The following is a 13,093-nucleotide window of genomic DNA, read 5'->3' on the forward strand; positions in this document are numbered from 1 at the left end:
TTGCTTAAAAAAGAAAGAAATAAAAAATAGCTAAAAACAAAGCCGGGACGAACCCGGCTTTATACATCTTGCGCAACAGAGGAAGGGTGTTAAATCTTCCAGTCGACAAAGTTCTTTAACAGTTGCAGACCAGCAGTATGACTTTTTTCCGGGTGGAACTGGGTCGCGAACAGGTTGTCTTTGTGCAGGGCGGTACAGAATTGCAGCCCATAGTCACAGGTCGCTGCCACAATTGTGCTGTCTTTCGGCTCGACATAGAAGCTGTGCACGAAATAGAAACGTGCATCCTGTTCAATGTTATGCCACATTGGATGGCTTGGGTCAGCCTGATGCACCTGGTTCCAGCCCATGTGTGGCACTTTTAGACTTTCAACGTCCGGGAAGCGTTTTACCACCCCTTCAAAAATACCCAGTGCATCGGCACCGCCATTTTCTTCGGAATGTTGCATCAGCGCCTGCATACCCACACAAATGGCCAGCACCGGTTTATTAAACACCGCCTGACGCACCACGTCATCAATCCCGGCTTCATGCATGCCTTGCATACAGTCGCGCATGGCGCCGACACCCGGAAACACGATTTTATCGGCCTGAGCAATCAGTTTCGGGTCATTGGTGACATCCACCGTAGCACCGACGTGTTCCAAAGCTTTGGCGGCAGAGTGCAAATTCCCCATGCCATAATCAAGAAGGGCAATACGGGTCATTACAGGGTACCTTTGGTCGATGCCACAGTATTGGCAGCACGTGGATCAATTTCACAGGCCATACGCAGTGCGCGCGCAAATGCTTTAAACACACTTTCAATCTGGTGGTGGCTGTTTTTGCCTTTCAGGTTGTCGATGTGTACGGTCATTAGCGAGTGGTTCACAAAGCCCTGGAAGAATTCAGAGAATAAATCGACATCAAAACGGCCAATGGTGGCGCGGGTAAATGGTACATCCATAAACAGGCCCGGACGACCAGATAAATCGACCACGGCACGGCTTAAAGATTCATCGAGTGGGGCATAGAAGTGACCATAACGCTTTAAGCCTTTTTTATCGCCCAGTGCCTGTGCAAAGGCCTGACCCAGGGTAATACCACAGTCTTCTACGGTATGGTGGTCATCAATTTCCAGATCGCCATCACAATGAATATCAATATCAAACAAACCGTGTCGCTTGATTTGATCAATCATATGGTCTAAAAATGGAATACCAGTGTTGAGTGTGCCTTGACCGGTACCGTCGAGGTTTAAACGAACTCGAATTTTGGTTTCGTTAGTGTTTCTTACCACTTCACTGATACGCTCTGTCATGGACACGTTCCTCAAAAAACGTTAAAAATGATGGATGTAAAAATGTTTCGCTGCGACGAAGTCCCAGCATATTAGATTGCTCAGGAGGGTTAATCAATGCCTATTACCGTACATGCTTATACTTCACTGGAAAATGATGAAGTGCGCAGCCAGCTTGAGCGACTGTATGACACCAGTCCGGAGTTTGGTGATGGCCAGGATGCGGTAGAGCAACTCGAGCAACATCTGAACCAGTATACCCTACTTTATACCGCAGAATTTAATACAAAATTAATTGGTGCAATTTGGTGTACCGGGCAGGGCGAAAGCAGGACCCTGGAATATATTGTGGTGCATCCGGCCAATCGTGGTCGTGGTGTGGCCGAGCGTCTGGTCAGTGAAGTCTGCCGCATGGAAGAAGCCAAAGGCGTGAATCAGTTTGAACCGGGCTGTGGCGCAATTCACCGTTGTCTGGCACATCTGGACAAGCTCTAAGCGAGTTAAAATGAAATTCAAGAGAGGCTAATCGCCTCTCTTTTTTTATCTGCTGGCCTGCAAATGGTTGGAATCGCGGGCGTTTCACTTAAAAAATAAGCAGACAGCGTACAAAATGCTGTAAAAGTAAACAAATACTTGAATTTATGCAAAAGCTGCTTGACGGCACCGGGCGGAGATTGTTTAATACGCGTCATCGGCGTGATAGCTCAGTTGGTAGAGCAACGGATTGAAAATCCGTGTGTCCCCAGTTCGATCCTGGGTCTCGCCACCATATTCAAACGTTTAAACGTTTTCAATCCCTGATCCCATCAGGGATTTTTTTTGGGTAAAAAATACTCGATTAAATAAAAATGTCATGATTTATATTGACTAATTTCCCCAGATGCGGCTTAATACACGGCATCGGCGTGATAGCTCAGTTGGTAGAGCAACGGATTGAAAATCCGTGTGTCCCCAGTTCGATCCTGGGTCTCGCCACCATATTCAAAAAGTCCCTGCATTGCAGGGGCTTTTTTTTATGGTATTTAAAAATGGCAGCATGATCTTTCATCTTCAGGATTGATTGGCTATCAAATCAGGAGCAGTGTTACGCTAATAACAGCTCAATAACACGAATCCTGCTGAATAAAATTGCATTCTGGCGCTTAATAGAGAGACATGTTTCATTACTGTTCAGGAGGCCGTGTATGACGCGCTTTCAGATGTTCTCCTCGACTGTAATGATTATGCTGGGAATCGGCTCAACGTCGGTCTGGGCGCAACCCGAGCGTCTAGCAACGCTTCAGGTCATGGCAGAACCTGAACTACGTCAGGAAGTGGGCTTTATTCCGTATCAGGAAGATCGTGCAAAGCGTAAGGCATTACAGCACCGGATCATGCAAATTCAGCAGGACACTCAAAACCGGGTCATTGACCCGGACCCGCCTGTCCTGATTACCATGCCGGCCAAAGAACCGGTCAATATGGATCACCTTTCTCCGGCGTTGCAGCAGCATATTCTGGCGATTGCCGCCGGTTTGCAGTCGGATAACCCGTTACGTGGCTTGGAAACCCTGCTGGCGCCATTTCGTGGCCCGGATGGGCAGATTCAGCTTGATTTACCCAATATCTCTTTAGGCGTGGTCGATTATGAGATGAATCTGGGCAATAGCTTGTTCCCCGATATTAGCTCACAGTTACGCAACCCGACCCGATAATAGATGACGTGATAGGGGAAACTATCCAACCATAAAAAAACGCTCCAGAGGAGCGTTTTTTTAGATCTGATTCAGGCCGAGATTAAGCCGTTTTTACCGCTGCTTCTTGGGCCAGCATGTGACCATTTTCTTCGAAGTTGCTGTGCCAAGCCAACGCTTCACGTAACAGGTGAGGAGTGTGGCCGCCTTTTGCACATGCGCGGTCGAAGTAGTCGTTTAATGCATCACGGTACATTGGGTGTGCACAGTTGTCGATAATCGCACGAGCGCGCTCACGCGGTGCCAGACCACGAAGATCGGCAAGACCCTGTTCAGTCACCAGAATGTCAACGTCGTGTTCTGCATGGTCAATGTGTGATGCAAATGGAACAACAGATGAAATGTCGCCGCCTTTGGCAATAGACTTGGTCACGAAGATGGCCAGATGAGCGTTACGCGCGAAGTCACCTGAACCACCAATACCGTTCATCATTTTGGTACCGCATACGTGAGTGGAGTTCACGTTACCGTAGATATCGAACTCAAGCGCAGTGTTGATGCCGATAATACCTAAACGACGTACCAGTTCAGGATGGTTTGAAATTTCCTGTGGACGCAGAACCAGTTTGTCTTTGTACTGTTCCAGGTTGTTAAATACTTTTTCGCCGTATTTCGCAGACAGGGTAATAGATGAACCTGAAGCGAACTTCATTTTACCGGCATCAATCAGTTCGAAAGTACAGTCTTGCAGTACTTCTGAGTACATGATCAGGTCTTCGAAGTTTGATTCTTTCAAGCCGGTCAATACTGCGTTAGCGATTGAACCAATACCCGCTTGTAAAGGACCGAGGTTTTTCGGTAAACGGTCTTCAGCTACTTCTTTTTCAAAGAATGCGATCAAGTGGTTGGCAATTGATTGAGTCTCGTCATCTGGTGCAGTGACAGTTGATGGAGAGTCATGTAATTCGCTGTTAAATACGATACCAACGATTTTTGCAGGATCGATGTTAATCGCTTGAGTACCGATACGCTCGTCAACTTTGGTCAACGGAATTGGTTGACGGGTAGGACGATAGGTCGGGATATAAATGTCGTGTAAGCCTTCAAACGCCGGGCTTAAGTTGGTGTTAATTTCAACAATGACTTTTTCAGCAAAAATTGCAAAGCTTGCAGAGTTACCTACAGAAGTGGTTGGCACGATGCCGCCATCTTCAGTAATTGCAACGGCTTCAATTACCGCTACATCTGGCTTTTTCAGCTGCTGGTTACGCATTTGCTCAACTGTTTCAGACAAGTGCTGATCGATGAACATGACTTCGCCTTTGTTGATGGCTTTACGTAAAGTGTTATCCACTTGGAAAGGCAGACGACGTGCCAGTACACCGGCTTCAGTCAGTTGTTTGTCGAGATCGTTCCCTAAGCTCGCACCAGTAATTAATGTAATTTTTAGAGGATTCGCTTGTGCTTGTTTCACTAAAGCCAAAGGAACAGCTTTCGCTTCACCGGCACGTGTAAAGCCACTCATACCAACAGTCATACCGTCTTGGATGAATTGAGCAGCTTGCTCCGCACTCATAACCTTGTCATGTAGGGAAGCTAAACGGATGCGATCTAGGGACATGGTTTACTCTCGTTTGAAAAATCAGAACTGATGGCGATTGTACCCATCAAAAAAGCCATTTTGCATACCTGTTAGGCTAAGGTCTAATTTTTTCAAAAAATGCAGGTATAAATATATTTGATGCTTTTTATCTTGTTGAAAAATCAACAATAAAAATTAAAAGCCAAATCTTCACCAAGAACTGATTGATCAATATTTAAGCATTATTTAGAAATGTTCTGTAATACTTTGCTTAATTTTTTCCAAGGTGCTGCTGTTGTTTTTTTCATCATCTGGCTGTTCGGGCAGCGGTAAAGAGATGATGACTTCCAGTCCACCTTGCTCGCGATTGCGAATAATCAGCTCGCCCTGGTGAATATCGACAATCCGTTTCACAATGGCCAGACCTAAACCGCTGCCTTGGACGGTACGTGCAGCATTCCCACGCACAAAAGGCTGCATTAAAGATTCAATCTGATCTTCAGGAATGCCTTCCCCATGATCGGCCACACTAATGCAGATAAACTGTTCCTGTACCTTGGCAGATAGCTCAATCGGTTCGGTGCCATAACGCTTGGCATTGTTAATCAGGTTGCCAATTAAACGTTTCAGCGACAGGCTACGTGCCTGCAAAATCGGTAATTCTTCCGGGCTAAAGCGAATGTCCAGCGGTTTAAACTGGATCACCAGTTCCTGTAACAAGGCATTTAAATCGGTATCTTGCAGTTCTTCATCCGAGCCATCACGCATATAGGAAATGAACTGGTCCAAAATGGCGTCCATATCTTCGACATCGTAAATCAGGCCTTCTTTTAAAAAGTCTTCATCCGGCATCATTTCTGCACTCAGGCGAATCCGGGTCAGGGGTGTGCGCAGGTCATGCGAAATTCCGGCCAGCATAATCCGGCGGTCACGCTCGGTCTGTTCCAGGGTAAAAATCATCTGGTTAAAAGCCTGATTCACCTGACGGATTTCTAGCGGCCCGTGGTTGGTTTCCAGATAAGGCGCTTTACCGGTTTGACTATAGGTATTGGCGGCTTCCTGCAAACGGCGTAATGGCCGGTTTAGCTGACGCACTAGGGTCAGAATAATAATGGCAGACAGCAGTGGAATGCCGAGCAGCCAGCCAAACACCAGTTCCGGGCTGTAGTTGGCATAGGTTTTTAATGGTTCACGAACCCAGTGGCCGTTCATTTCCGGCGTTTGAATCCAGATACGTGGGCTGGGCTTGAACTGGAAATACACGGTTACATCATCGGCTTTGAGTTCATTGGCCAGTTTTTTCTCGATTTGTCGGGTAAAGAATTCGGCAATAACCTTGTCACGGACATTTGGATATTCCTTGGGATCGGTAATGTATTCAATCCCGACCCGGTTTTTTAGCCAGGCATCCACATCGACTTCGGCATCATTATGGAAAATCCGTAATTCCGGATTGTTCAGAATTTCCAGTTCAACCGCCAGATAACGGGCATGTTGCTGGATTTCCGGCAGATACAGGGTGCGCCAAAAGAACCACAGGGACATAAACAGACTGAAAATCACCACAAACAACACCAGCACGGTGGTCCGCATGGCAGCCGAGCGCGGTTTGATTTTATCCAGAAAGCGTTCCCACGGCGTGCGTTTGCGTTCTGAATAGGTTTCAAAGTCGGTAAAGTCTTGTGGATCGATGGGGTCGAGTTTCACAATGAGTCCTTTTTAAAAAGGGAAAGTTCTCCCCCAAAATTGGATACGCGTTAGGTCATCCGCAACTGTTTGAGGCAGGACTCAAGTAAATTACTTATGTTTCTGCGAAATATTGGTTGAAATGACGGAATTTGCCGAGTTTTGCGGATGACAATGGTTTTGCTTACTTTTGCCGAAACAAAAGTAAGGCGAACCGCAGGTTGTATCCCATCAGTGGGGAATAGACCGTAAGACTCCGTCATAGATTCGATGAGTGAGCTTTATTCCGCACCATCTGGAACAAAGACATAACCCACACCCCACACCGTTTGAATATAACGCGCACGTGCCGGGTTTTCTTCAATCAGGCGGCGTAAGCGAGACACTTGCACATCAATCGAACGTTCCATTGCGCCCCATTCACGGCCACGCGCCAGATTCATCAGCTTGTCGCGGGTCAGCGGTTCACGAGGATGTTGTACCAATGCTTTTAGTACCGCGAACTCGCCTGTAGTTAAAGTCACGACTTGACCTTCGCGGGTCAGGGTACGGGTCGAAAGATCTAGCGCCCACGGTCCAAAGCTGACCACTTCCATCTGCTGGCTTGGTGCGCCTGGGACTTCACGTACCTGACGGCGTAATACGGCACGAATACGCGCTAACAGTTCATTCGGGTTAAACGGTTTTGGCAGATAGTCATCGGCACCTGCTTCAAGGCCGGCAATACGGTCTGAGTCGCTGCCGCGTGCGGTCAGCATGATAATTGGCGTATCAATACTGGACTGGCGTAAACGGCGGCAAATGCTCAGGCCATCTTCAACCGGCAGCATGAAATCGAGCACGATCAGGGAAAACAGCTCGCGTTGTAACAGGCGATCCATTTGCGTAGCATCATGGGCAGTTTTGACCACGAAACCTTTATCTTCCAGAAAACGCTGTAACAGCGTACGCAAACGCACATCATCATCGACAACGAGAATGCGTTCAACGCGGTCAGTTTCGGTATGTACGGCATCTGTATTTTCAGCAGGTACAACTAAACTCATGATGTGCTCCTTTATTCTTTATTGTGGTCGTATGCAAAGCTTTCACTGACTTTGAGTATACGATTCATCTGTATGCCTTGACTATGCTCTAAAGCAACAAATATTGCAGTTAAAATCAAGACATAGATACCAAATATATACATCTATGATAGAAGATAAATCCCACAATTTGGGGAAGAAAAGGCCCCGAAATGATGAATTTACCGCAAAAATGTGAAATATCTGCGAATTGGCAAGAATCGCCATCTGTAAATTTCATAAAACAATTGTGGATTTTATGGGCCTGGTCTTTATAATCATGCCATTTAGTACTTATCCTTGTGGGATCAAACACGATGACTGACTTAGTTCAGCAGTTGGCAAAAGAACTTGCCGTACGTCCAAATCAGGTAGAAGCTGCCATCAAACTCATTGATGAAGGTGCCAGTGTTCCTTTTATTGCACGTTACCGTAAAGAAGTAACGCAGGGCTTAGACGATACGCAACTTCGCCAGCTCGATACACGTTTAGCGTATTTGCGTGATTTGTTTGAACGCCGTGAAAAAGTGATTGAATCACTAAAAGAACAAAATAAATTATCTGATGATTTATTGGCACGTGTGAATGCGGCTGAAACTAAAAATGCCTTAGAAGAAATTTACGCGCCGTACCGTCCAAAACGTACCAGCAAATCTTTTAAAGCCAAAGAAGCCGGCTTGGGTCCAATCGCAGAGAAAATCTTTGCAGAAGCGATTGATCCAGTAGAAGCGCTTGCAGGCTTTAGCCATGAAGATTATCCAGACCTGGAAAGCCAGCTCGATGCCATTCAGCACATTTTAATTGATGACTGGGCGCAAAATATTGCACTCACCACAGAACTGAAAGCAACCTTCGCCAAAACCGCCGTGCTGAAAAGTCTGGTGGCCAGTGATGAGAAAAAAGAAGTCGGTAAAAAATTCCGTGATTACTTCGATTTCTCTGAAAGCCTGAACAAAGTACCATCGCACCGTTTGCTGGCCATGCTGCGCGGCCGTCAGGAAAACGTGCTGGGCTTAAAAGTTGATGGTGAAGATGAAGCACCACTGGCACGTATTGAAACCGAATACAATTTAGATGCCGTGCAGCCACAAGCGCGTCAGGACTATTTAAAGCAGACCGCAAAACTGTTCTGGCTGGGTAAAGTTCGCCCGACCATTGAGCATTCCTTACTGACTGAAAAACGTCTGGCGGCTGAAGCAGAAGCAATGCAGGTGTTTGCTGAAAATCTCCGTCATCTGCTGCTGTCTGCACCTGCTGGCGCACGTACGACGCTTGGCGTTGACCCGGGCATCCGTACCGGTGTGAAACTGGCGGTAGTCAATGAATCAGGCGATGTATTGGCACACAGCACTATTTATCCATTTGCACCAAAAGATGATAAGGCAGGTTCATTAACGGAACTGGCGCGTCTTTGCCGTGAATTTAACGTCGATTTAATCGCGATTGGTAACGGTACCGCAAGCCGTGAAACTGAAGCGTTAGTGGCTGAAATGATGGCCGCGAACAGCGACCTGAAACTGACCCGTGTATCAGTGTCTGAAGCCGGTGCTTCGGTTTATTCAGCTTCTGAACTGGCTTCACAAGAACTTCCAGAACTGGATGTGTCGATTCGCGGTGCAGTATCCATTGCCCGTCGTTTACAAGATCCATTGGCAGAGCTGGTGAAAATTGATCCGAAATCAATTGGTGTGGGTCAGTATCAACACGATGTGAACCAGACTGGTTTGGCCAAAACCCTGGAAGCGGTGGTGGAAGACTGTGTGAACTCGGTGGGTGTGGATGTGAATACGGCATCTGCAGCAATTCTGGGTTATATCGCTGGTCTGAACAAATCAATTGCCCAGCAAATCGTGGACTTCCGTAAGGAAAATGGCCGTTTTGATAATCGTCAGGCTCTGAAAAAAGTGCCACGTTTAGGTGAGCGTACTTTTGAACAGGCGGCAGGTTTCTTGCGTATTCAAAATGGTTCTGAGCCACTTGATGCCTCTGCGGTGCACCCGGAATCGTATGCGCTGGTGTCTAAAATTGTGGAAGCCAAAGCGACTACAGTCAAAGATATTATTGGCAATACTGAAATTATCCGTCAGGTCAATGCAGAAGAATTTGTAGATGACCAGTTTGGTTTACCAACCATTCAGGACGTGCTGAGCGAACTTGAAAAGCCGGGCCGTGACCCGCGTCCGGAATTCCGTACTGCCAAATTCCGTGATGATATTACCGAAGTATCGCAATTGTCTGAAGGCATGCAGCTAGAAGGTGTGGTCACCAATGTCACCAACTTTGGTGCCTTTGTAGATGTCGGTGTACATCAGGACGGTTTAGTCCATATTTCTGAACTGGCCAATGAATTCGTGTCTGATCCGCATAAAGTGGTGAAACCGGGTCAAATTGTCCAAGTACGTGTTTTAACGGTAGATGTTGAGCGTAACCGTGTGAACCTGTCGATGCGTCCGGAAGGTGCTGCAGCAGCGAAAGCACCACGTCAGCCACGCCGTGACCAAAACGAACAGCGTACTGAACGTAAGCCGCAGGGTAAACGTCCGCAACAGGTGCGTCCGCAGGGTGATCGCCCTCAGGGCAAAAAGCCGCAAGCGGCCAAACCACAAGACAATAAGATTGGTGGTTTGGGTGCATTGTTATTGCAAGCCGGGATTAAAGGTTCGAAATAGTCTTTGAATTTTTAAGTTATATTAAAGCCTCCTGTTAAGGGGGCTTTTTAATATTTATGGTAGTTTCATGAAAAAATATAAAAAAATACCTTTTGGTTTTACCGGAGACTCTCAATTCTTTATTAATAAAGCAATTGTAGTATCAAGAGGGGTTTATACATTTGCTGAATATTTAGGTGCCTTGATTATTACAGGAGTAGCAACAACAATAAAATCACCAAGTTATTATTCATGGGATTTTTCAAATCATAGCATTATTGAATTATTTTGCAGTCCTTATTTTTGGGGAGCAATTGGTATTGGTTTAGTATGGTTTGGTCGTTCTAATAAGTCGCAAGATTTTGAGAATTTAAGTATTAGTAATGAAAACATAAAGTCATCTTTTGAAAAATTGCGAAATGATTACGATATGAAAGGTAGTGAAGCTAAAAGGATATTAGAAACCGAACAAAAGAAGGTAAGGAAGTTAACAGAAGATTTAACGAAGGCTAAACAAGAACATTCTAAACTCTACAGCAATTTTCTACAAAATTGGCTTAAAGCAACTATGATTGCTATGAAAATAGATAATAGTAAATTTAGGGTCACTATTTTTGTTTATTCTAACGGAAGTTTTTTTTATTTGAGTCGTTATTCTGCAAATCCCTTATTTGATGATATGCATTCTATTTCTTTTGAAAAAAATAAAGGGGTAATTAGTCAGGCTTGGGAGCATGGAGAGTGTATAGATATAGTTGCTTGTCCGATTTATGATCAAACTCCCGATAAATACTTACAATATATGGAAGATAAATATGGTTTTGATGAGGAAAAAGCGCGAAGATTGACAATGAAGTCATGTCAATATGTAGCTTTTGCTATTAAAGATCAGATTCAACCCTTAGGTGTTATTGTTTTTGAAGCCATAGATAGTAAAAGACCTATTACCACTCAAAAGGTTGGTGTAATTAGGGATTATTGTGCTAAACACCAGGTTCATTTGACCTCATATGTTAAGGAAGGTATTAGATGCGATACTATAGGGATGATGAAGGCTAAAGGTGATCTTGACTCAGTCGACATTGAAGAAGAAATTTTAAAAGAAATAAATGGTGTTGGAGCTGCTCATGAATAGATTAATTGATGTGATAGCTTTCTTTTGTATATCTTATCCTTATCCTTCGGAACTATCTGATGCAAGATTAACTAAAATGGTTTACTTGGCCGATTGGTTCTATTCATTAGCATATGAAGAGCAAATTACACAAATCAATTGGTATTTTAATCACTATGGCCCTTATGTCGATGATATTTACCTATGTGCAAAAAACCATAATGATAAATTTCAAATTTCATATGAACAAACAGCATTTGGTTCTGTAAAGACTGTGATTCAATTTATTGGTACTAGAGATGAAATAATTTTGACTACGCAAGTTGAAAAAATTCTTTATTTAGTTATAGAAAAGACTAAATCTATGTATTTTAATGAATTTATTGAATATGTGTATTCTACATATCCAATTAAATCAAAAGAAAGGTATGCATTTTTGGATCTTCCCAAATTGGCGAATCAATACAAAAAAGCTAGATTCTAAAAAAACCTCCCGATCGGGAGGTTTTTTCATTTAATTCTTATGAATTAATGATCGGCACAATCCAGCTACATAAAATCAGCATAATGCCCAAATGCCCCAGCTTGCGGGTAAAACTCACCAGTGGCGTAGGCGGCTGTTCCAGCTGTTTGGCATATTCCTGCAAACTCAGCTTGTTGGCAGCTTTACTGGAAAATAAAAACACACCTAAATCAATACAGATCAGAATCGTGCCCACATCGGCAATCAGTTCCATCAGCTCATAATCCTGATGATTTAGCGCCATCGCCACCTGATAGCCCAGAAACAGGGCAAAGGCAAAACACCCATATTGCAGAATAAGGGAAAAGGTCCGCATAGTCTTACTTTAACTGTTCAAAATGAGGGGTTTTATAACATAAAAAGACCTGTCATTAGACAGGTCTTTAAAAGGATTATTTTACCAGTGTTCACCCGGGAACAAACGGGCATACGCTTTTTGTACCCAGTTCAGCTTTTGTGGCTGACCCACCGAAGCCGATGAACTTGGGAACAGGTTATAACCAATCGACATCAGCTTGTTGTTAATATCCGGTGCAATCGCATAAGTAATTGAAGCCAAACGGCCTAAATGTGTGGCAATTTTCTTCGGACGTTTGACAATGGCATAGCAGATTAAATCGGCAGCTTGTTCCGGAGAAAGGGTAGGAACATATTTATACATCTTGGTCGGTGCGATCATTGGAGTACGCACTAGTGGCATATAAATGGAGGTAATTGCAATATTGTGTGAATGTACTTCGGCCGATAGACAGCGGCTAAAAGCATCCAGTGCAGCTTTAGAGGCAACATAAGCCGAGAAACGGGTCGCATTGGCCAATACGCCAATCGAGCTGATGTTAATAATCTGGCCACTACGACGTACCATCATTTGTGGCAGAATATTCATCACCAGACGCACTGCACCAAAATAATTCAGCTGCATGGTGCGTTCAAAATCGTGAAAACGGTCTAAAGATTCATGCACGGCACGACGGATTGAACGTCCGGCATTGTTAACTAAAATATCAATATGATCGACAGACGCTAAAATATCTTTTGAAGTCTGATCAATGGCTTCCCAATCGTTTAAATCACATGGGAAAATAGATGCTTTGCCGCCTTTGGCTTCAATCTCTGCTTTGACCTGCTCCAGGGTTTCCTGGGTACGTGCCACCAACAGCACATGCGCTCCCGCCTCTGCCAGACGATAAGCCGTGGTCAGTCCGATACCACTGGATGCACCGGTAATCAGTACGGTTTTTCCATTTACTTTTTTCTTGAAAAGTTTCTCTAGTTTTGCCTTCACACTTGTATCCCTGCTTGATTAAAAGATCAGACTCAATGGTCTTTGTTATTTGAATTTTTGCGCCCAATCTCATTGGTTCGGGCTGTTATGATGGGCATTATAATAACCGAAGTTTAAAAAAAGCCATAAAATAAGTGATTGAAATTAAAAGTTGTTTTAGAGTAATTGCTCTAATGGGGTATTTGGGTTGTTTGGTAAATTCTGCTTAAAATTTTTCGACAAAGCAAGTCCTTGTTTCT

The 13,093-nt window shown here is 44.5% G+C and carries 12 protein-coding genes and 2 tRNA genes; 7 read left to right on the forward strand and 7 right to left on the reverse strand.

The window, feature by feature from the left end; all coding sequences use genetic code 11:
• Window positions 1-89: 89 nt before the first annotated feature.
• Both hisH and hisB read right to left on the reverse strand, forming a co-directional pair.
• The gene (gene hisH, locus FTT64_RS03380; protein WP_180182080.1) at window positions 90-707 is read right to left on the reverse strand and encodes an imidazole glycerol phosphate synthase subunit HisH; all 618 of its coding nucleotides are present in this window, start codon (window positions 705-707) and stop codon (window positions 90-92) included.
• On the reverse strand, window positions 707-1,300 hold the full coding sequence (gene hisB / locus FTT64_RS03385) for an imidazoleglycerol-phosphate dehydratase HisB (protein WP_005180581.1): 594 nt from the start codon (window positions 1,298-1,300) through the stop codon (window positions 707-709). Before hisB ends, hisH begins: the two co-directional genes overlap by 1 nt.
• Window positions 1,301-1,396: 96 nt before the next feature.
• Between hisB and FTT64_RS03390 the strand changes: the two genes are divergently transcribed.
• The 4 genes from FTT64_RS03390 (at window position 1,397) to FTT64_RS03405 (ending at window position 2,973) form a co-directional block, all read left to right on the forward strand.
• On the forward strand, window positions 1,397-1,774 hold the full coding sequence (locus FTT64_RS03390) for a GNAT family N-acetyltransferase (RefSeq protein WP_016658426.1): 378 nt from the start codon (window positions 1,397-1,399) through the stop codon (window positions 1,772-1,774).
• A 198-nt stretch (window positions 1,775-1,972) separates the two neighbouring features.
• Window positions 1,973-2,048: transfer RNA gene (locus FTT64_RS03395), tRNA-Phe, on the forward strand.
• A 133-nt stretch (window positions 2,049-2,181) separates the two neighbouring features.
• A tRNA-Phe gene (locus FTT64_RS03400) sits at window positions 2,182-2,257 on the forward strand.
• Window positions 2,258-2,463: 206 nt separating this feature from the next.
• Window positions 2,464-2,973, forward strand: coding sequence for a hypothetical protein (locus tag FTT64_RS03405; RefSeq protein WP_104483905.1), 510 nt, complete (start codon window positions 2,464-2,466; stop codon window positions 2,971-2,973).
• An 82-nt stretch (window positions 2,974-3,055) separates the two neighbouring features.
• On the opposite strand, the gene FTT64_RS03410 is transcribed toward FTT64_RS03405, so the two are convergent.
• The 3 genes from FTT64_RS03410 to ompR form a co-directional block, all read right to left on the reverse strand.
• Entirely contained in the window at window positions 3,056-4,573 is a 1,518-nt protein-coding gene (locus FTT64_RS03410; RefSeq protein ID WP_005180567.1) for an acetyl-CoA hydrolase/transferase family protein, read from the reverse strand.
• 207 nt (window positions 4,574-4,780) lie between these two features.
• A complete protein-coding gene (locus FTT64_RS03415; RefSeq protein ID WP_075167846.1) occupies window positions 4,781-6,241 on the reverse strand; it encodes an ATP-binding protein in 1,461 nt (486 codons plus the stop codon).
• Window positions 6,242-6,501: 260 nt separating this feature from the next.
• A complete protein-coding gene (gene ompR, locus FTT64_RS03420) occupies window positions 6,502-7,266 on the reverse strand; it encodes a two-component system response regulator OmpR (protein ID WP_005180561.1) in 765 nt (254 codons plus the stop codon).
• Window positions 7,267-7,601: 335 nt separating this feature from the next.
• Here ompR and FTT64_RS03425 point away from each other — a divergent pair, with 335 nt between their 5' ends.
• The 3 genes from FTT64_RS03425 (at window position 7,602) to FTT64_RS03435 (ending at window position 11,530) form a co-directional block, all read left to right on the forward strand.
• On the forward strand, window positions 7,602-9,953 hold the full coding sequence (locus FTT64_RS03425) for a Tex family protein (RefSeq protein ID WP_180182079.1): 2,352 nt from the start codon (window positions 7,602-7,604) through the stop codon (window positions 9,951-9,953).
• Window positions 9,954-10,020: 67 nt separating this feature from the next.
• On the forward strand, window positions 10,021-11,067 hold the full coding sequence (locus tag FTT64_RS03430; RefSeq protein WP_180051790.1) for a hypothetical protein: 1,047 nt from the start codon (window positions 10,021-10,023) through the stop codon (window positions 11,065-11,067).
• A complete protein-coding gene (locus tag FTT64_RS03435; RefSeq protein WP_180051791.1) occupies window positions 11,060-11,530 on the forward strand; it encodes a Panacea domain-containing protein in 471 nt (156 codons plus the stop codon). Before FTT64_RS03430 ends, FTT64_RS03435 begins: the two co-directional genes overlap by 8 nt.
• Before the next feature lie 37 nt (window positions 11,531-11,567).
• On the opposite strand, the gene FTT64_RS03440 is transcribed toward FTT64_RS03435, so the two are convergent.
• Together FTT64_RS03440 and FTT64_RS03445 are read right to left on the reverse strand one after the other, a co-directional pair.
• Entirely contained in the window at window positions 11,568-11,885 is a 318-nt protein-coding gene (locus tag FTT64_RS03440; protein ID WP_180182078.1) for a hypothetical protein, read from the reverse strand.
• Window positions 11,886-11,966: 81 nt separating this feature from the next.
• Complete coding sequence (locus FTT64_RS03445) at window positions 11,967-12,854, reverse strand: SDR family NAD(P)-dependent oxidoreductase (protein ID WP_005180554.1); 888 nt, start codon at window positions 12,852-12,854, stop codon at window positions 11,967-11,969.
• Window positions 12,855-13,093: the final 239 nt, after the last annotated feature.

The sequence above is a fragment of the Acinetobacter sp. Q186-3 genome (assembly GCF_013420655.1).
GTDB lineage: Bacteria > Pseudomonadota > Gammaproteobacteria > Pseudomonadales > Moraxellaceae > Acinetobacter > Acinetobacter indicus.